Origin of the sequence: Saccharophagus sp. K07, from assembly GCF_014336955.1 — a bacterium.
Lineage (GTDB): Bacteria > Pseudomonadota > Gammaproteobacteria > Pseudomonadales > Cellvibrionaceae > UBA5868.
This window is the reverse complement of sequence record NZ_QRAI01000002.1, coordinates 411,645-430,079: the sequence shown is the minus strand read 5'-3', so window position 1 is coordinate 430,079 and position 18,435 is coordinate 411,645. Positions and strand designations below refer to the sequence as shown.

Below are 18,435 nucleotides of genomic sequence, written 5' to 3'. Positions count from 1 at the left end.
GCTGGTTTCTGGCGCATCTTCGAGTTTTCTGCACATCGACTATGCTGATAGAAGTCTGTTAATGGAATAAAGGAGAAGATTTCCTCGTGCAGCTCCACTTTCGCCGTTTGTGCGCGGCATTTTTGCTTTGGCTTGGCCTTAGCCCGTACGCCGGCGCTACCGAAATCATCCGGCATTACAATCAGGGATATTCCCCGCTGCTGCGGCTTTATCTCGCCAATGTGCTCAAGCTGACGCTGGATAAAACCGTGGCGGAATATGGGCCTTATGAACTGGTTTATCTGGAGGAGTTCATGTCCTCCAACCGGTTAAAGCTGGAAACCGAAAAAGGCGCACTGCTCGATTTACTCTTCTCCCCGCACTGGAATGGCCGCTATGTCGACAGTTCCAAAGTGATTCCCGTGGAATTTCCCGTGCTGAACGGCATGTTGGGACTGCGCGATTTAATTACCACGCAGCAGGCGCGAGCGCATATAAAAGAAAAAGGGAATCCACAGAATTTTGGCGAACTGACCGCAGGACTTGGGGAAAAATGGATCGACGTCGAAATTTTGGCAGGTAACCAGATTCCGGTCGTTGAAGCGCACAATTTCGACGCCTTATTTCCGATGTTGATGCACGGGCGCTTCGACTACATTCCCTTAAGCACACTGGAAGCACACACAACTCTGGCAAATCAGCGGGAAATTCACCCTGAGCTCACGCTGAGCCGGGATGTCAGCCTGTTTTACGCGTTGCCTTTCTATTTATATGTACACGCCGGAAAACCGCAACTCGCCGAACGCCTGCACAAAGGTGTGCAAATAGCACTGCAAGACGGTTCACTACAACAATTGTTCGACCGGCATTTCCATTACGTGTGGACTGAATTAAAAGTACAGAAACGCAAATTGATTGTGCTGAAAAACCCGCTGATCAGCGATGAACGCAACGAGTTTTATCTGCAACAGCTGCTCAGCCGCTATGAGGAAGGTTTTGAGGTGCTACACACCCAATAAATCGAAAATCAGGTCGGAAAAGGCGCAGCCGCCTTCCGACACTCTGGATATCCAACAAAAAACACCCAGTGGGCCGGACAAAGTCCCCTTCCGACACACCGAATATTCAATACAGAAAGTTAAGGCGCCGTCGTCACCACCAACCGAATCGCCGACAACTGCACCTGCACCTGACTCTGTAACGCGTGAATGATCGCCGCTTCTTTTTCCCGCAGCGCCGCCACTTCGTCCATATTCACAGCTGGATTGCGCCGCGCCAGACTTTCCAATCGCTGAGCCTCTCCGCTGAAATAGGCTTGCACGCGCTGCACCGCCTGATCCAATAATCCTTTGCAACGGGCTTCGGCGAATTTTTCCGCCTTGTGGTACCACTGCGGCAATACATCCTTGCGCGACTGGATAATTTTGCGCGCGAGTTTTTTATCGGCAGGCGTCAGGGATTTTTCGAAAGAAAGTTCCGGCAGTGCATCGGACAAATCCTTATCGCCTACATCGAGCACCAAGGCGCGCACCGACAAATCTGTCAGGAACGGCAAACACGCGGTCGCCTGCGCCGATTGGATCACCATATCAAAACAGGTTTCCAACAGACATTTGCCGGGTGGCAATTGTTTGCTGGGCAGGAACGCCACTGATGCCGATCCCAAATCTGAGTGATGCAGGATTTCCCACAAGCCGATAATAAACGGCGAATCCCAGGTGAGGAACAACACATCTTCACGCGCATTGGCCAAGGCGCGATCGAATGTCACTTCGATACCGTCGAGAGGAATTCCAGGCAATGACGGAATCAACATATTGTCTGCGGGAATCAGAGAATAAGCGCCACCTTGAGTTTCTTCGAAGTGAAAATGGAACAATTCGCTCGCCTGCTCCACCAGCGCAAGTGGAGTTTCACTTTCAAATTCGGCGATGGTTTGCACCAGTTGCGCCGCTTGCGGCTGACGGCAGCTGTTCATTTCCAAGAGCGCGTCGCGCCCTTCCTGAATTTGCTGTTCCAATTGCATACGCATTTGGCGCGCGGCATCCCAAATAGATTTATCCGCATCTGTATGCGTCAATTGCGACCAGTAGCGATCGTGTACTGCACCGGCTGCCGGGCTCTGGCGATCGATACATTCCAGCACTTCGTGATACCAAGTCAATTTTTCCTGCTCGGCAGAACCTTCCGCATAGGGAATATGAATGGAAACCGTCTCGCGCTGACCAATTCGATCCAGACGGCCAATGCGCTGTTCCAACATATCCGGATGATCCGGTAAATCCAGACACACCAAATGATGGCTGAATTGGAAATTGCGACCTTCACTGCCGATTTCCGAGCACAGCAACAACTGGCAACCGCGTTCCATATCGGCAAAGTAGGCAGCGGCGCTATCGCGCTCTATCAGATCCATATTTTCATGGAACAGAGCAACGTGAATGCCGTGTTTCTGCCACAAGTGTTCCTCACACGCGCGCACGTGTTCCACCAGATGGCAAATCACCAGGATTTTTTTGCCGGGATTTTTGCGGGTGAAATTCGCCAGCCATTCAAACTTGGCGGTCCAGGAATCTTCTTCCAATTTATGCGGCACCGCGACGCGCTGCGGGAAACCCTGCACAGATGCGCGCGTATTGCGGAACATCACCCGGCCAATACCGTGGCAATCCAATAATTGATCCAGCAATTGTTGATCGTCGACGGACGGATCAACTTGATAATCGCGAATCAATTGCTCACGCCCTTTGGGCAGGGCGCGAATTTTCTGATTCAACTCGCCATAGGTTTGCTCCTGGGCGAGGAATTCTTCCAGCGAAGTGAATTTGGCAGGATCGAGCAAACGCAGACGGGCAAAATGGCTTTCCACTCCCAACTGTTCTGGCGTAGCGGACAGCAAAATCAAATGGTGGCATTGGGCGGAGAGGTGTTCCAGCAAAGAAAACGGTTCAGAGCCAGGCTGGATATGGTGAGCCTCATCGACGATCACCAGATCGAACTCGCCCGCCAATTCGCGCAGACGTTCGTCGCTGGTCATGGCGGAGTGCGGCACCAGATGGATTTGTCCGGTGAGGTAATCGTGCTCTTCCGCCGCGTAGAGATCCGGGCGCAGATTAAAACGGCGAATCAATTCCACCAGCCACTGAATTTGCAGCGCATCCGGCACCAGCACCAGGGCGCGTCGCACCCGGTCAAAACGCAGCAAACGCGTCAGGATCATGCCGGCTTCGATGGTTTTACCCAGACCAACCTCGTCCGCTAGCAACACGCGGACGTTTTCCCGGTTGCAGGCGCTGTGGGCAACGTAAAGCTGATGGGGAATCAAATTGGCGCGCACGCCGAGCAGGCCGCCCAGTTGCGATTGCCAGGTACGCGCAACGGCGCGATCCAACTGACGGCGAAAGGCAAACCATTTGGCGGCATCGAGCTGGCCGGTCTGCAGGCGCAGCAACGGCTGGTTCATCTTGATCTCGCTGGCCAGGGACAGCTCGGGGACCAGTTGCTCTTCGCCTATGTCGTATAACTTGAGGCCGTTGAGCTCGTGGACCGCGGTAACGGTTCCGGTGCGTCCGTCAGTGGTGTGAATCTGCTCGCCTACGTCGAACGCTATGCGGGTAAGAGGCGATTTTTCCCGCGCGTACATGCGCTCGCAGTCCGCTTGCGGAAACATCAGGGTGACGACCCGAGTATCCACTCCGACAACAATGCCAAGCCCCAATTCCGGCTCCGCATCCACCACCCAACGCTGACCTACGACAAAATCCGCCATACCGCTTTGACTCTCTAACTGACACCTGATCGGACATCAGGGGCAGCCGAACGACCACCACCCGAATTTTTCGCGCGGCATTGTAAGGCTTTTTCAGAAGAAGGATATGTTCGATTAGGGATAAATCGGGATTTGTGCGACGGACTGAACCGAAGTTCGAGGCTGCTCTATCGGCCCCGCCCCCTCGGTTTGTACCTGTGCAACCGGAACATAGGTAACACTTTAAACCGGCAACATGGGTTACACCTTTTCCCCTGCATGCCACTCGCATGCAGTTTCCAGTCGCGAAGTTTTTAAGTTGATATGACCAAGTAGGTGGAAGCTGTATCTCACTTCCACTCGGTCATTATCAATTTCTCTCATGCCTACATGGTTGAAAGCGAGTAGCTCGCTGATGTAGATCAACTTGCCGCCCCATTTAATTTCACCGTTTTGGCGAATGCTGCGGACCTTCTGGTCTGCGTCATATTCAATTGGCTTTAAAACAGGTGAGTAAGCTCGCCTTGATGGCTGGTAGACGCTGGCTGGCGTTTTTCTTCCCAAAGCTTCATGGCTGCGCTCGGAATTGTATTCGTGTCGAAACGACTCCAGCATTGCTTGTTGTCGGCTCAAGCTGGAACCTCGCAGCTGATCACCTATCGCCTGATTCAGTGAGCCGTGCATACGCTCATGCCGGGCGTTTTGAGTGGGTGTACCCGGCTTCGTACGATGCACGGCGATTCCCAGATCAATCCACCATTTTGATAATCGTGTTAACCCTCCTGCAGCACGGCTGGCGAAGGGTGATCCATTGTCAGACAAAATGCCTTCAGGTAACCCGTATTTCTTGAACGTCCATTCAAGAATGGGCTTGGCCTGCGCATAATCCGTAGCCGTTACACCTTGAGAACACAGCAGATAACGACTGCCATTGTCGGTCAGCGTCAACGGGTAACACCAACGACCATTGGTTGTCGGGTATTGTCCTTTGTAATCCACGCTCCATAACGCATTGTTGCGGTCTCCCAACTCAAAAGGTTGAGGGTCAGCTGGATAAGGCTTCTTGTAGCGCCGATTTTTTACCAGTCCCGCAGCCTTCAGCAGGTCTCCCGCCGTACTATCTGCTGGCCAGCTAACCTGAGGCTGCTTGCGGCGCAGCAGGTCCATAACCTTCTTGGGCCCAAAGCTTGGGTGGCTACGTTTTGCGGCTAATATTTTGTCTGCCACTTCATCTGCCACCGCGTGCGGGCAATGCTTGGGAGCACGTGAACGCTCTTGCAGGCCAGACGCTCCTTCATCCTGATAACGCGTCACCCACTTATAAACCGTTTTGCGGCTTAAGCCATAACCTCGGGCTAATTCACTGATGCTGCTTTCCTGTCGCAGCCAGTCAGCGATCAACTGCATCTTCAAATCCATCACACAAGTCTCGTTCCAGGGCATAAGCAAGTCCTCCTTGCTCATACGATACTTGTGTAACCCATGCTCTCGGTTTGTTTTGTTACCTATGTTGCCGGTTTGCACAACCGGCCCTCACCCCAACGGGAGAGGGGGTTTAGAAAACCTGCGCATTCATTTGTAGAGCTAACAAAAGAGGAAACGTCAGCAGTCTTTTCAACGACATCAGCTGCAAAGTGACGACCGATTATCAGGCGACGGTTTCCCTACCCCCTCTCACAAATCTCCTTCAACTTCTCCAACCCAACACGCCAGCTGTCCGTCATATGGTGCTCATAGGACTCGGGGACGTCTTGGTCGATTACGACTCTGGTGCCGGTGGGGATGGTGATGAAGGTGTAATTTTCGTAGGCGGGTGCCCATTCGCGTACGGCGGGGCTGGTGGTGTCTTCTTTGCCGTTTTGGATAGCGCCGATATGGCGGATGGAGACAAATTCATTTGGTCTCAATTCGGCGATTTCTGAGAGCATGCCATCCTGACCGGAAGGAGCCAGAAAACGGACTTTTTCGCCCTGCTCCCATTTGCCTTCGTAATAGGAGCCTTCCATAAATGCGGAGGTCCACTCCTTATAGCTCTCCGGGGCCAACATGATTTTGAAAACCACTTCAGCTGGTGCGTCGATTTCAGTTGTGAATTGCAGTCGTTTAACAGCCATAGGGTTGCCCTCTTAGCAAGTTAAGTTATCTTTTGGACCACGAATTCCTGAGCATTTTTAACTGTAATTGCTTCAAATACAAAACCGCCGTCCTTTGATCCGCGCCACAGACCGAGACGACACGCTTATATTCACTTAAAACAAAGCTTAACGTTTGAGCTGACAAGAAACCAAAAGTAGAAATTCGGCATAGGTGGACTTACGTGTGGGTGCTAGGGGGCTTAAGTCACTTGAGCTGTATCTAAAAAACCACAACGTGAGGTGGATGCGTTACCAACATTGCGAAGGGCGAAACCGCACGGCTTCACCCTTTCTTATGTTCCCGCCCTTGCCAAGGGGCGGGGTACGAACCAGTCACAAGGGAGGGGCCACTCATCCCTTAGCCACCAATGGCGTCACCTTGCTGGCCGCAGGCTCTGGCGCTGCGATTTCCTCCAGCAGCAACTCTGGTTTACCCTTGCACGCACGCGCCAGAAGATCGCGATGTTTGGCGAGGAACAGGCCTACCGCTTCGTTGTGCTCTGCGGTACCGCCCGGGACATGCTGGTTGAGCAGTTCGCTGATATTTTCCGCCAACTCCAGCATTTTGTCGTATTCTTCAGCTTCTTTTCTGTCTTGAAACATAGTGCCGTCTCGATCACATTGCCAAACTGCGATAACCGCCATTGTCTACCCTCCAGATCTACACTGTATTTATATACAGTATCGGTTATATACTGGAAATGTCAACCTGTAGAGCCCATATGGAACCATTAAGACTGTTTGCCACTCTTCAATCCCTCGAACCGCTGGAGACTTGGGCCGCCATCTTCAAGCGCGCAGGCTGGAGGGCGACACAAAGATCGGATCAACTGATTCTAAAGTCCGAAGGCTTTAGCGGATCACTCGAGCAAAGTGAGCCCGGTATGTGGATGTTGCGCGGTGAGATAGAGGGCCTGGAAATGGCGGATCAGCTAAGCTCAATCTTGCGGGCTGCGGAAGCGCAGTTTCAAATCGATCTGTTTGAAGAAGATGGGCGACTTTTAAGACGTTTGACTAATGAACCTAATTGAGAGCGCTTCTAGCTTGATTGAAAAAATTCAGAGGGACCTACCATGAGCAAACCTTCGAGTCACACCCGTCGCTGGCTATTGAGCGCTGTGGCGTTGGCATTGTCATCCTATACGGTTTACACCTATGCGCGTCCCCTATGGGTGCCGCTGTATCGCCAAGCAACAGGCGCAAGATCAGTCCAAGATGTGCAGCGTATTTACGGCGATAAAGCGCAAGCGCGCTTAAAGCCGTTTTTTGAATCCGCCAAAGCCCCCTACCCGCCCAAGTCCATTACATTGCTCGCCATCAAGGATGAAAAAAAGCTGGAGCTCTGGAGTGAAGATAATGGCGAGCGTTATTTTATTCGCTCCTATCCCATAAAAGCCGCCAGCGGCATCACAGGTCCTAAACTGAAGCAAGGCGACGAACAAGTACCGGAAGGTATTTATCGGCTGGAATATTTAAATCCCAACAGCCTTTATCACCTGTCAATGAAAATCAATTATCCCAACGAATTCGACCGCGAACAGGCACGCAAGGAAAACCGCAGCAATTTAGGCGGCGATATTTTTATTCACGGCAAAGCGGTTTCCATTGGCTGCCTCGCCATAGGCGATCCTGCCATTGAAGAACTTTTTACCCTGGTTGCCCAGATTGGCATTAAAAATGTAAAGGTCATTATTGCACCGAGCGATGCACGCAAACACGATTTGCAGCCACTCGCAACCAATCAACGTCCCTGGGTAAAAACGCTCTATCAAACTATTGCTGACGCGGTTCAGCAGTATCAAGTTTTCGAAAATATTGCAGCAGCCGAAGGCAGCACTCCGCTGATGCAAAAATGCCATTGATTTTGGAGTTATTGTGAAAAGTCATTTCTACGCTTACATCAGTAAACTGCGCTGGCTGCAACGCTGGGGGTTAAAGCGCAATACCGTCAACGAAAATGTGATGGAACACAGCTGGGAAGTTGCAACCATCACCCACGCTCTGGCGCTGATCAAAAACCGTTATTTTGGCGGCCAACTGGATGTGAACGCAGTGGTTGTGGCAGCGCTGTATCACGACTGCGGTGAAGTCATTACCGGCGACCTGCCCTCACCCATCAAATATCACACGCCGGAAATCACCCAAGCCTATAAGGCCATCGAGCGCCAGGCGGAACGGGAATTATTGAATTTGCTGCCGGATGAATTGCAAACCGATTATCGCAATGTGCTGATGGAAGAACAGATCCCGGAGGAACATCGCGCATTAATCAAAGCCGCCGATACTATCGCCGCCTTTATTAAATGCCGTACGGAAGTGAACGCCGGCAACCAGGAATTCAGCAAAGCCGAAGAAGCCGTCAAAGCGCGCCTGGACAATTTAGGCATGCCGGAAGTGCAGTATTTTCTCGATACGTTTATCGACAGTTACAGTTTGACGTTGGATGAATTGCTAAGTAAGAAAAAATAAACGGAACTTGGCAAGCCCCTCCCCTTTTCAAGGGGGGGGGGCAACTTATCAATAACCAACACTCTCAGCATAAGAAATAATCTTATTCCCCCAATTCCCACCCCAACTGTATCCATTACGACGCTCTTCAGAAATTTGCATAATGTCGTAATAGGTACCGCCGTCGCGATCACTGAAAAATCCGCGATTGGTGTCGAGTTTATAAAAGCGGTACCACATTTTACTGCCCGGCCTGTAGACGATTTTTTGCGCTACGCTGTTGTCGTAGGCGTAGTCGGCCAAATAGGTATTAGGACTTCGATACCAATCCAAAGCCGCTTTAACCGCTGCCACAATTTCCGGTGTTTGCGGCTGCGTCATTAAAAAACCGATGATTTCCGCTGATTCGCTGCCGCTAAGGGATTCCAATTCGTAGGCGCGTGCAGCTTTAGGTAGATAATCCGTTGCACCGTGTTGTGCGCACCAGACGGTCAAGCGGCCATTTTGGCGCCATTGCGATTTGAGAATGTACTCCACACCTTTTGTAACCGCCACTGCAGCGCGGGCGCGTTGTTGATCTGTCACAACATCTGTATCGAACGGTGCTGTGCGCTGCGCGATGTGATGCAACATAGTCAACACTCGCGTCATGGCGTTATCGTTGAAGGTTACATGATCCCAATATCCACCGCGCAGCGGATAAAACTGCGGCCAACCGCCCGATGCATATTGCGCATTCAAGGTGAAGTCCACGGCTTTGCGCACGGCATTGAGATATTTGGACTGGCGATCACTGCTGTACAAATGGGCGAGATAAATGATTTCCGTGGTGGTAGCACCATTATCAAAAGTGGATTCCCCTCTGCCATCGCCACCAGATCCGAACGAGTTGTATTCCTGATTTTTCGGCCAGCCGCCATTGGAAAATTGATGCGACAAAACAATATCCGCTTTCTCTTTACCCCAAGCGGTTTTGGCACTGTTATAGCGGCTTTGTACGGGGTTGCCACTTTGCGGCAGTATTACTGCGCCGGAGGATGTTCCACCAGAACTGGAGCTGCTAGACGATGAACTGCAATCGCCCGCAGCAGTAGGCGCACCTGTTACCGATAAATAATCGATATTGGCAAGACCATCACTGGTCAGCGAAGACAATTGCAAAATATTGTTGCCTTGCACCAGATCAACTTCCATTCGTGCATTTTGCCAATTGGTCCAGTCGCCGGCCGCTGGAAATTCCACGGTGTAATTGCCGTTACTGCCGCTATTAATCAGCAAAGCGCCATTGCGGCCACTTGTTCCGCCATTGGCAAAACGAAAAATCAATTGATAACGACCACTGGCTGATGCATTGACGGCCCACACAATTGCCGTACCTACAGCATTATCGACATTGGCATAACCAGAACCGGTAAAACCGGCGTTTTTCGATTCATTCGGATCGCCATCGACGCGGCATACACCAGGCTGATTTTCCTGTAACGTCAGCGTCACCAAAGCTGCGCCGGAACTGCTCGACGAACTGGACGAGCTGGAACTGGATGCACTGGACGAACTCAAACCAGACGAGCTAGAGCTGGATGCACTTGAAGAACTTGAGCTCTCCCCTTTTTCTCCACCGCAGCCAGCAAAAACCAATCCCAGAATTAACCACAATACAGTCTTTTTATTCATGATATTTCCCCGATTTTACGGCTGCGGATTCCAACCCTGTCCATTATTGTATGAACTGAATATGCGGCTGCGGCTTGAGTAATATTGGTTGACCTCATTCGCATTCAAAATATAAGCGCCCACGCGACTGCCTAAATTCACCGGGCTTCCGGACAAATTGGTCGTGCCATATTCGCGATAACCGTTGGTGGCGGTGCCGCGACTGGGATTTTGCACTTTGCCATTTTCGGTTCTAAATCCTGCAGAATTAATATGCACATCCATTTTGCAGTTAATGAAGGCAAAGCTGTCGAAGTACTGCGGCGGATTGCCGTTGCCTGTGCGGGCGAGATAGGTTTTGCCATTGCCGATGCTATTGCCCGCCGGACCTGCTGCACGCGTGAAAGTGGAATTCAGGAATATAAATCCAGGATCTGACGCGGAAGAAACTCTCGCCTGCAATACATAACCGCCGTTATCGCTGTTAGGCGACGCTGAATCTCCCAGCGAGCGAATTTCGCTGTTTTCAAACAGGGCAACTTTTGCGGTTCCCCATATAAAATCGACATTACCGGCGATCAAGGAGTTGTAGAACCAGGAATAACCGCTCAACAACAAAGTATCCTGCTCGCTGATAAACGCCATATTTTTCGCGATCAAGCGCGCTGAATGGTCGTAATAAATGGTCTCCGCCTGCCCTTCTGTGCCGCGCGGCGCATTATTGTGAATGGTGAAATTTTCCAGACTGAGCAAATCGCTCTGCTGAATCAACCACAAGGCGCGAGCGCGCGTGCCGGAATTGGTTTGATTGCCATTGCTTGCGCGAATAATCGTGTTATCACGGCTTTCACCCATCACGCGCAAATTATTTTTATCGCGTAAAAACAGCAATTCCGGATAAATGCCATTGCGCACATTGATTTGCGCCGGAGTATCTTTTGCCACGGAACGCATAACGTAATTAAGTGCGCCCTGCAGCGAGCTGAAATCCGCCGGGCCGTCGTCGTCAACGGTCACGGTGGTGCCGGAAGGCCCTGCCGATTTGGTGGTAAAAGTCCACTGATTGCCGCTAGCACCGGTGTAAGTCGAGCCATTGACGCTGCCGGAAAATACGCCATTGCCAATCACAACTCTATAGGTTTTGCCGTAGGCAAGCTTGCCGGTATGCGGGTTGATGCTGATGGTTTTATCCAGAACCACCGCCGGTTTTACCTTCAAAGTGCGCGCACTGCTTTGGCCGCTGTAGCCAATAGTGTCGGTATCACCCGCGACATTGATGGAATCGACTAATTCGTTAGTCGTGTTGTCGTAAATCTGCACCACACCCGATTGAATGGCGGGGCGATTATCGAAAGTAATGCGTAAGCGCACATCGGGGTTGACGCCTGTCGCCCCAGGAGCTGGAAACAGAGGGCCAGACGCCGCAACCGGACACTCGCCAGGTTTAAGTCCGTCCGCTGCAAAATAAATGAAATCTATATTGGCGAGGCCAGCCGCCGTGCCCGCCGTCAAACGCACCAGATTATTGCCTTGGCGCAAATTGATATAGGCACTTTCACTGCGCCAATCCGTCCATCCCGCAGTCGGCGCAAAGCTCATAGATGCCGCCGGACCAGAATTGTCAACGCTCAGGCTTGCCGTGCGTGTCTCAGTTCCGCCATTGGCGTAACGCAGTTCCACCACCAGACTATCCGCGCGCTCGGCATACACCGCCCACACTATGTCGGCGCCAAGCGTGTTAGCCGAATCAATAAACCCTGCACCGGTAAAACCGTCATGGCGGTTATCAACAACACCATTAAAGGAACAAAGCCCTGCGGAATTCTCCTGCAATGTGAGGCCGGTCACACCAGAACTGCTCGAACTGGAAGATGACGAACTGCTTGATGATGAAGAGCTGGAGGAAGAACTGCTCGAAGAGCTGCTGGAGCTCGAAGAAGAACTGCTTGAAGACGAACTGCTGGATGATCCCCCCTGGCCACCCCCACACCCGGTCAGGAGCAATCCTGCAAGAAAAAGCAATCCGACAAAAAGTGCTCTGTGATTCATCTGTTATAGCCCTTGGAATTATCTTGGATTAGGCATTTTTCGGGGTCACACACCTGGAAGGCCAAACTGGCCGGATATTAAGCATCGCTGACCGCTGCAAAATAGAAAATTCTGCAGGATTTTTTGAATCCTACGTTTTTTGCATAGCCTTATCGGCGTAGCAAACATTTTTTGAGACCCAAGCCCTCTGACGGAGCGTTATATTTTTCTCTTTTATAATACTTTTTTAATCGGCGGAGAATGACCCAATATCAACCGAACTTAATGCTCAAAATTAACAGCGTCAATTTAGCTTGCAGAAAATGTGATCAAGGCATTAAACCTTGATGAGAAGGGAGCAAGAGAGGGTTTAATAGACATCTCGACAATAACGTCGATTTTCCGCCAGCTGATCGAGTAGGTCCCGGCCGAGTATTGTGGCAAGCGCCTGATCCACTCCTTGAGACATCCCCTGCAGGCTGCCGCACACATAAATCGCCGCACCAGCCTCTACCCACTCGCGCAGACGTTGCGCGTTTATGGGTAATAAATCCTGCACATAACGCGGCCCGCCCGCATCGCGAGAAAATACCAAGTCCAGGTGCGTTAAAAAGCCTTCCTTTTGCAACGCGCGAATTTCATCGCCAAAGAAAAAATCATGGGCAGCGGTGCGCTCGCCAAACAGCAACCAATTTTGCCTTGCGCCTTGGCGACGGCGCGCCTGGAGATGTGCGCGCAGTCCGGCTATGCCGGTGCCGTTGCCAATCAGAATCAAAGGAATATGCGACGCTGGCGGATGAAAATCCGGATTGCGACGAATACGCAGCAGAACTCTTTCGCCTTCCTGAGCGTAGTGGGTCATCCAGCCCGAACCCAATCCCAATTCACCGCGATCATCTTTAACTTGGCGAATCAACAAATCCAATGATCCCATGTGTGGAATAGAAGCAATGGAATATTCGCGGTGCGGTAATTCGGGCAAGGCTGCAGCTAAATCACGATCCCCAAGCGCCCGTAAAGAATTAATGGATTCGTTGTCTTGCGGCAAATCGCGACGCAGCAACTGTTCGCGCAATTTTTCCAATGCATTTACATCCGCATTTGGACGCACGCGTTGCAAAAATGCATCCAGGCGTGCGGTGCTATTACATGGACCAATTTCTGCAATATCACCGGCTTGCCACATTTTTTTGTCAGCAACAGGATTCAACTGAAGAAAAAATGCAGGGGCACCGGGACTGCCGGGATTGAGACAGGTGCGCAGCTGCAAATACCAGGGCTCATATTCCGGCGTTTGCCAATCCTGAAATAAGGTTTGGCCGCTGATTTGCCCCAGATAATATTGCCAGTGGCGGATAGCGGCCGAATCATTTTTATCGACCTCGATCATATCGAAAATCGACGTTGCACCAGCGCTATGCAATGCTTGATTAACGGAATGAGCAAAACCGCAATAACATCGGTAATTGCGGTCACCCAAGGCCAACAGGCCATAGTGCAAATGGGATAGATCGAGTTTTTTCAGCCGCGGCAAAAAGCGATTGCCATTGTCCGGCGCTTCGCCCTCGCCAAAAGTACTGATGATAAACAGAATATTTTTATGTCGTCGCAACAACTGCGCATCCAGGCGATTAAGCGTTACAACCTGTGCAGATAATCCCGCATTCGTTAATTGATCGCAGCTTTGCACAGCCAATTGCGCAGCAGTGCCGCTTTGACTGGCATAGGCAATCAACCAATCTGGTGCAATTTCGGTCGACGGCTTATGTTCGCGCCGCATTTTGCGACTGTAGTGCCACCAACACAGCACACAAAAAAATGCGTATGCAACCAGGACTAAGCAGGCTAAATAGATTCGCAATGGTTTTCATCCGTTACATTAGAAACCATCCTAAAAGCGCCTACTCTCGGCTGATTTTTGAGATGGCTCTAAAAACAAAAGCGCCTGTAATAGGCGCTTCACGATCACAGCCAGAATTTTACTGCGTTATTCCGGCAATACTTCAAAAGTTGCAACATAACTGGCGCTGCGTTTTTTCGCAGGTTTTTTCGCTTTATCATCTTCGTAGCTGACGCTCATCCAATACAATCCAGCTTTCGGCCAGGTAACCGTAATGCTACCGTTTTTATCAGATTGGACGTTGATGCTGTCCTGCTGGTTGCGATAGCGCATGCCGCCGGGAATAATTTCCACTTTTGCCCCAACTGCGGGTTTGCCATCGATCAGAAATTTAAATTCCGCTTTTTCACCGGCGAACAAATCGTTCGGGTGAGTAACAGGCACCAGCTCCAAACCTTGGTTGGACGGAACAAATACTTTGGCATCTGGCGAGCCGGCGGTTACGAATGTTTCCATGCGGCGTGAACCGTAGGAGACTTCCAGATTTTTGGCTTTTTTCGGCACTTCTTTGGCAAATGCTTCCTCAGTCGCTTGCGCTCCACGATTAGGCCAACTACGGCGTTCGCCATCTTCAGTTTCCCAACGCGCGCGCAAACCGCCGCTGAATGAAGTGATTTTATAAGTGCCTTTTTGTTTGAGATTTACATCGAACACACTGCGGTATTTTCCAACAGCGGTATTTTGCAAAGGCACCTCCTTGCCGTCCGGACCGATCGCTTTTACACCTTCCAAACGCATAGGTGCGTGATCCGCGTGAAAAATATCGTTGGATACCGCAGCGTCAAACGTCACCCACGGATCTTCACTGGAAAGTACTGTGGCTGCAGGAACAATCCAGGCACGGTGAGCGTGAGCAGCGGGAATCAAAAGCGCTGCCAATAAAGCGCCAGCCAGGGAATGACTTATTTTCATGGACGTTCCTCCTTATGGAATCAATTGCAAATTCAATGTGCCGAGCTCACTGCTGCCTTTAGCAGAGTGCGACTCCTCTTTTTGCGGTGGCCATTGGAATGGGACTTTCAGCACTTCCCTTCCACCCACTTCGCGCGCAGCTTCAACCAATAACTGATATTCGCCCGCTGGCAAATCTGCCAATACGCCTTTGCCCGGGGTAAATGTCAGAGTATGCACACCGGGAGCTTTGGTCGCACCGCTGATACCGTCCACCGGCATATCCAGATTGCGTCCACTGCGACGCCACCACTGACGCATATCTTTCAGCCATTCTTCACCTTTTTCTGCGCCCTGGCCGTTTCTTTCCAATTGGTACCAAACCGCGAGATTCGCTGCGTGCGCGCCATCGCGCTCCAACCAGACAGCCACATAAGGGCGGTGATATTCCGCTACATCCAATTTAGGAATTTCCACAGAAATCGACAGTTCTGCTGCCAATACTGGAGCACAGATGAACAGGCTCAATGCGGATAAATATCGTCGAAAAGCCATATTGCGTCTCGCAAATTAGTGAATAAATAAAAGCGCCAGAATGATCGGAACAACCAAACCAAGTCCCACCAGCGGCCACGTAGTTGGCCGGCTTCCGGCATGTCGATACAACAAAATCAAACCGCTGATACAAAAGACCACACAGGCCACAGAAAAAATATCGATAAACCAGAACCAGACTTTGCCGGTATTGCGGCCTTTATGCAGATCGTTGAAATAGGAAATCCAACCGCGATCGGTTTTTTCGAAAAACACCGTTCCATCAGTCAAATCCACTGTCAACCATGCATCACCGCCAGGTCGCGGCAAAGACAAATATATTTCGTCTTCGCTCCACTCCGCCGGTCGTTTGCCAACATAAATGTCGAGCTCTTGTTCCAGCCATTGTGCTACAGGCATTGGCAATGGGGCTTTTTCCGCATCGGGCACAACCAAATTGCCGACAAGATCCTTCGGCAATTGTTTTTCAATAGATTCGACACGCGGCTTTGTGGAAATCTGCGCAGCGTGATTAAGCGTGATGCCGGTAATAGCGAACAGCAGCATGCCGACCAAACAAATGGCGGAACTGATCCAATGCCACTGACGTACAGTGCCGAGAAAAATCAAAAATTTTTGTCCTTCAATTCATTAATACCGCATTCAAAAATAAGGCGCCCGAACATGGGCGCCATTGTCGATCGGATCAGAAGCTGAGGTTTGCTGACAACCAGAAACTACGAGCCTTTTCAGTGGTGTTGTAATCAGGCTGGCTGTTGTAACCGTTTTGCTGATCATTAAGTGTATAGGTAATGCTCGACAGATCATCATCCAGCAAATTGTTGATCGCGGCACCGAAACTCAAATTGTCGTTGTATTTGTAACGCGCGCGCAGGTGATAAAGCTCATAAGACTTGTAGTAATTCAGCGTACGCTCACCCGTAACTGTATTGGTTGTGGCGCCGCGATAACGCTTGCTGCGTACTTCCGCTACTAATGACAGGAGGAGGTCATTCGTCGCTTGCCACTCGAGAGTTCCATTGAACATATCGCGCGGAGTGTTCACCAATGGCAAACCCTTTTCGGAACCACTTCGCTGCTCGCTGTCGGTCATGGTGTAGTTTGCTTTTACTGCCCAGTTGCGAGCGAAGGCATAGCGAGTGGCGAGCTCAAGACCGGAGGTGACTACCTTATCGATGTTGGTGCTCTGGTTAAAGTTCTGATAACCCAAAGGTGCCCAGCCTGGTCCTATATCGACACAGTCACCGCTCAAATATTTCAAGTCGTTAATGTCGTAACAGTTGGGAACACTCGGTGCGCTGGCAATTTTGTCATCAAAGTCGTTATAGAACACTGTCGCATTGGCGTTAAAGCCATTGAGGTTGTCAAAATAAACAGCAAACTCGTAGTTGCGACTCTTTTCCGGTTGCAGATCTGGCGTGCCTACCAGCGGGTTTACACCCTGACCACCAAAACCGGTGATCCCCGCAAATAATTGGTCCGGGCGCGGCGTTTTATAACCAGTACTGATACCACCTTTCAAAGTCCACCAGTCGTTGGTTTGCCAAGTCAGGTAAACACGCGGACTGGCGTTCCCACCAAATATATTGTGGTGGTCGTAGCGCAGACCCAGTGTGGCAACCAGCTCGTCGGTCAAACCCCAGTGATCTTCAACAAAAATGGCTGACTGACGATGCGGCTGAACGGTGTCATCTCTATAGCCATCACCGAACATCCCGAAAACACCGTCTTCCATTTCAGCGTCATAGTATTGCGCACCGACGCTCAACGCATGCGAATCGCCAATGCTGGTATCGACGCGGGAATCCAGCGTGTGATTTTTGATTTCCAATGTACGCAATGGACGCGGTAGAAACTCGGTGACCAAAATTTCCCTTACGTCGTCGGGGATTTGCCGACATGCGGTAGTCGTAGGACAATTTTCATCCCACAGCTCCTGTAAGCGAGCTCGCTCAGATACGGTCAGAGGTAAAGAACGCCCGAGGTTGGCACTTGTATTGTAGGTGTAAGTGGTAACCCAAGTGCCGAAATCGTAATTTCCGGTATGACTGAGAGAAATCTGCTCACGTTCTACTCGCTGATATGGCGTATAACCAACGCGGGGCTGAACTACCGCCTTCTTAACTCCGTTTACTATTTCAACCTCGGCGGCTCTCCATAAACTTTCGGGACCATCCAGAGTTCCCGTTTGACCTTTGGTATTGTCGTAGCGCTGGTTTGCCACATCGTACGACAAACTCAGTTCGTGACCTTCCGCCACCAACCAATTCAAAGTGGTGCCAAAATTCCAGTTTTTAGCGCCGACAATTTTCTTATCACCGAAACTGCCTTCATCTACCCACTCCGGCGGATTTGGATTGCCATTGATATCCGTTGCCGGCAACGGCAGAGCATTACTGTAGGAAGGATCGCTAGAGTCGCGCTCGTAAATACCGCCACGCAGGCTGAGGCCCAGTTTTTCCGTCACCAATGGCCCGCCCAGGTAGACATCCAATTTTTTATCATCACCAAATTGCGAGTCTTGCTGCAGCGTTACGCTGGTATCCAAAGAACCGGTCCATTTTTGCGGCACTTTGCGGGTAATGATATTGATTACCCCACCCATAGCATCTGCGCCGTACAGGGTGGACATGGGACCGCGCACCACTTCAATCCGCTCAATGGCGGACAGCGGCGGCATATACATAAATTGGCTATTGCCAAAGTTATTGGGGCCAATGTTGCCAATATCACTCTGACGGCGGCCGTCGATCATCACGACGGTATAGTCGGACGGCAAACCACGCAAGGTGATGGAGATATTGCCGTTTTTATCGAAGCCAGAGCCTACGTCTATGCCTTCCAGATCACGCAGTGCATCCGCAAGGCTGGTGTAGGGCTTGCTCTTCAACTCTTCAGAGTCAACTACGGTTACGCTCGCTGGAGCATCTTTTATCTTTTGTTCAAAGCCGGTTGCCGATACCACAACCTTTGGCAGGCTTGATGAATCCTGGGCAACCGCCTGGGCCGCCATAACGGCGGAAATCACGGAACTCAATACCCATTTTGGGCTGATCTTAAAGGAAGAGCAGAACTGCATTATGGAAACCTTTTACCCC

16 protein-coding genes and 2 pseudogenes are annotated in these 18,435 nt (G+C 50.9%); 6 read left to right on the top strand and 12 right to left on the bottom strand.

Annotation, left to right across the window (positions count from 1 at the left end; all coding sequences use genetic code 11):
- The first annotated feature begins 86 nt into the window (after window positions 1–86).
- Window positions 87–998 (top strand): hypothetical protein, encoded by a 912-nt coding sequence (locus tag DWB84_RS08420; RefSeq protein WP_187409318.1) that lies wholly within the window; start codon window positions 87–89, stop codon window positions 996–998.
- Window positions 999–1,117: 119 nt separating this feature from the next.
- Here the strand turns inward: DWB84_RS08420 and DWB84_RS08415 are convergent, their stop codons facing one another.
- The 4 genes from DWB84_RS08415 to DWB84_RS08400 all read right to left on the bottom strand — a co-directional run bounded on the left by DWB84_RS08415 (window position 1,118) and on the right by DWB84_RS08400 (window position 6,507).
- Window positions 1,118–3,748, bottom strand: a complete 2,631-nt coding sequence (locus DWB84_RS08415) for a helicase-related protein (RefSeq protein WP_187409317.1) — start codon at window positions 3,746–3,748, stop codon at window positions 1,118–1,120.
- 240 nt (window positions 3,749–3,988) lie between these two features.
- Window positions 3,989–5,146, bottom strand: coding sequence for an integrase core domain-containing protein (locus DWB84_RS08410; protein ID WP_187409316.1), 1,158 nt, complete (start codon window positions 5,144–5,146; stop codon window positions 3,989–3,991).
- A gap of 245 nt (window positions 5,147–5,391) precedes the next feature.
- Window positions 5,392–5,841, bottom strand: a complete 450-nt coding sequence (locus tag DWB84_RS08405) for an SRPBCC domain-containing protein (protein ID WP_187409315.1) — start codon at window positions 5,839–5,841, stop codon at window positions 5,392–5,394.
- 372 nt (window positions 5,842–6,213) lie between these two features.
- Window positions 6,214–6,507 (bottom strand): YebG family protein, encoded by a 294-nt coding sequence (locus tag DWB84_RS08400; protein ID WP_187409314.1) that lies wholly within the window; start codon window positions 6,505–6,507, stop codon window positions 6,214–6,216.
- 77 nt (window positions 6,508–6,584) lie between these two features.
- Here DWB84_RS08400 and DWB84_RS08395 point away from each other — a divergent pair, with 77 nt between their 5' ends.
- From DWB84_RS08395 to yfbR, 3 genes are read left to right on the top strand one after another with little or no spacing between them, the layout of a single operon-like run.
- Complete coding sequence (locus tag DWB84_RS08395) at window positions 6,585–6,893, top strand: hypothetical protein (RefSeq protein WP_187409313.1); 309 nt, start codon at window positions 6,585–6,587, stop codon at window positions 6,891–6,893.
- A gap of 42 nt (window positions 6,894–6,935) precedes the next feature.
- Window positions 6,936–7,724 (top strand): murein L,D-transpeptidase family protein, encoded by a 789-nt coding sequence (locus DWB84_RS08390; protein ID WP_187409312.1) that lies wholly within the window; start codon window positions 6,936–6,938, stop codon window positions 7,722–7,724.
- Between the two features lie 13 nt (window positions 7,725–7,737).
- Window positions 7,738–8,331, top strand: a complete 594-nt coding sequence (gene yfbR / locus DWB84_RS08385) for a 5'-deoxynucleotidase (protein ID WP_187409311.1) — start codon at window positions 7,738–7,740, stop codon at window positions 8,329–8,331.
- Between the two features lie 48 nt (window positions 8,332–8,379).
- Here the strand turns inward: yfbR and pelA are convergent.
- Window positions 8,380–9,228: pseudogene (pelA, locus tag DWB84_RS19355) on the bottom strand (pectate lyase); the annotation flags it as partial.
- Between pelA and DWB84_RS19350 the strand changes: the two are divergent.
- A complete protein-coding gene (locus DWB84_RS19350) occupies window positions 9,165–9,374 on the top strand; it encodes a hypothetical protein (RefSeq protein WP_370589700.1) in 210 nt (69 codons plus the stop codon). The pseudogene pelA and the gene DWB84_RS19350 overlap by 64 nt on opposite strands.
- Window positions 9,375–9,423: 49 nt before the next feature.
- Here the strand turns inward: DWB84_RS19350 and DWB84_RS19345 are convergent.
- Together DWB84_RS19345 and DWB84_RS08375 are read right to left on the bottom strand one after the other, a co-directional pair.
- Window positions 9,424–9,984 (bottom strand): annotated as a pseudogene (locus tag DWB84_RS19345) (carbohydrate-binding protein); the annotation flags it as partial.
- Between the two features lie 15 nt (window positions 9,985–9,999).
- Window positions 10,000–11,811 carry a pectinesterase family protein gene (locus DWB84_RS08375; protein ID WP_187409309.1) on the bottom strand — a complete coding sequence of 604 codons (1,812 nt, stop codon included), beginning with the start codon at window positions 11,809–11,811 and terminating at the stop codon, window positions 10,000–10,002.
- Here DWB84_RS08375 and DWB84_RS08370 point away from each other — a divergent pair.
- Complete coding sequence (locus DWB84_RS08370) at window positions 11,798–12,007, top strand: hypothetical protein (protein WP_187409308.1); 210 nt, start codon at window positions 11,798–11,800, stop codon at window positions 12,005–12,007. The two genes, DWB84_RS08375 and DWB84_RS08370, sit on opposite strands and share 14 nt — an antisense overlap.
- Window positions 12,008–12,361: 354 nt before the next feature.
- On the opposite strand, the gene DWB84_RS08365 is transcribed toward DWB84_RS08370, so the two are convergent.
- The 5 genes from DWB84_RS08365 to DWB84_RS08345 form a co-directional block, all read right to left on the bottom strand.
- Window positions 12,362–13,852: a sulfite reductase subunit alpha gene (locus tag DWB84_RS08365; protein WP_255428900.1), complete on the bottom strand. Its 1,491-nt coding sequence runs from the start codon at window positions 13,850–13,852 to the stop codon at window positions 12,362–12,364.
- 126 nt (window positions 13,853–13,978) lie between these two features.
- Window positions 13,979–14,803 (bottom strand): DUF4198 domain-containing protein, encoded by an 825-nt coding sequence (locus DWB84_RS08360; protein WP_187409307.1) that lies wholly within the window; start codon window positions 14,801–14,803, stop codon window positions 13,979–13,981.
- 12 nt (window positions 14,804–14,815) lie between these two features.
- On the bottom strand, window positions 14,816–15,337 hold the full coding sequence (locus tag DWB84_RS08355; protein ID WP_187409306.1) for a DUF2271 domain-containing protein: 522 nt from the start codon (window positions 15,335–15,337) through the stop codon (window positions 14,816–14,818).
- 15 nt (window positions 15,338–15,352) lie between these two features.
- The gene (locus tag DWB84_RS08350; protein ID WP_187409305.1) at window positions 15,353–15,946 is read right to left on the bottom strand and encodes a PepSY-associated TM helix domain-containing protein; all 594 of its coding nucleotides are present in this window, start codon (window positions 15,944–15,946) and stop codon (window positions 15,353–15,355) included.
- 76 nt (window positions 15,947–16,022) lie between these two features.
- Window positions 16,023–18,416, bottom strand: coding sequence for a TonB-dependent receptor domain-containing protein (locus tag DWB84_RS08345; RefSeq protein WP_187409304.1), 2,394 nt, complete (start codon window positions 18,414–18,416; stop codon window positions 16,023–16,025).
- Between the last annotated feature and the right edge of the window lie 19 nt (window positions 18,417–18,435).

What these genes read in the sequence shown, in the direction of transcription:
- DWB84_RS08415 (WP_187409317.1), bottom strand. Translation starts at nt 3,748, where the DNA reads ATGGCGGATTTTGTCGTAGGTCAGCGTTGGGTGGTGGATGCGGAGCCG.
- DWB84_RS08410 (WP_187409316.1), bottom strand. Translation starts at nt 5,146, where the DNA reads ATGGATTTGAAGATGCAGTTGATCGCTGACTGGCTGCGACAGGAAAGC.
- DWB84_RS08405 (WP_187409315.1), bottom strand. Translation starts at nt 5,841, where the DNA reads ATGGCTGTTAAACGACTGCAATTCACAACTGAAATCGACGCACCAGCT.
- DWB84_RS08400 (WP_187409314.1), bottom strand. Translation starts at nt 6,507, where the DNA reads ATGGCGGTTATCGCAGTTTGGCAATGTGATCGAGACGGCACTATGTTT.
- DWB84_RS08395 (WP_187409313.1), top strand. Translation starts at nt 6,585, where the DNA reads ATGGAACCATTAAGACTGTTTGCCACTCTTCAATCCCTCGAACCGCTG.
- DWB84_RS08390 (WP_187409312.1), top strand. Translation starts at nt 6,936, where the DNA reads ATGAGCAAACCTTCGAGTCACACCCGTCGCTGGCTATTGAGCGCTGTG.
- DWB84_RS08360 (WP_187409307.1), bottom strand. Translation starts at nt 14,803, where the DNA reads ATGAAAATAAGTCATTCCCTGGCTGGCGCTTTATTGGCAGCGCTTTTG.
- DWB84_RS08355 (WP_187409306.1), bottom strand. Translation starts at nt 15,337, where the DNA reads ATGGCTTTTCGACGATATTTATCCGCATTGAGCCTGTTCATCTGTGCT.
- DWB84_RS08345 (WP_187409304.1), bottom strand. Translation starts at nt 18,416, where the DNA reads ATGCAGTTCTGCTCTTCCTTTAAGATCAGCCCAAAATGGGTATTGAGT.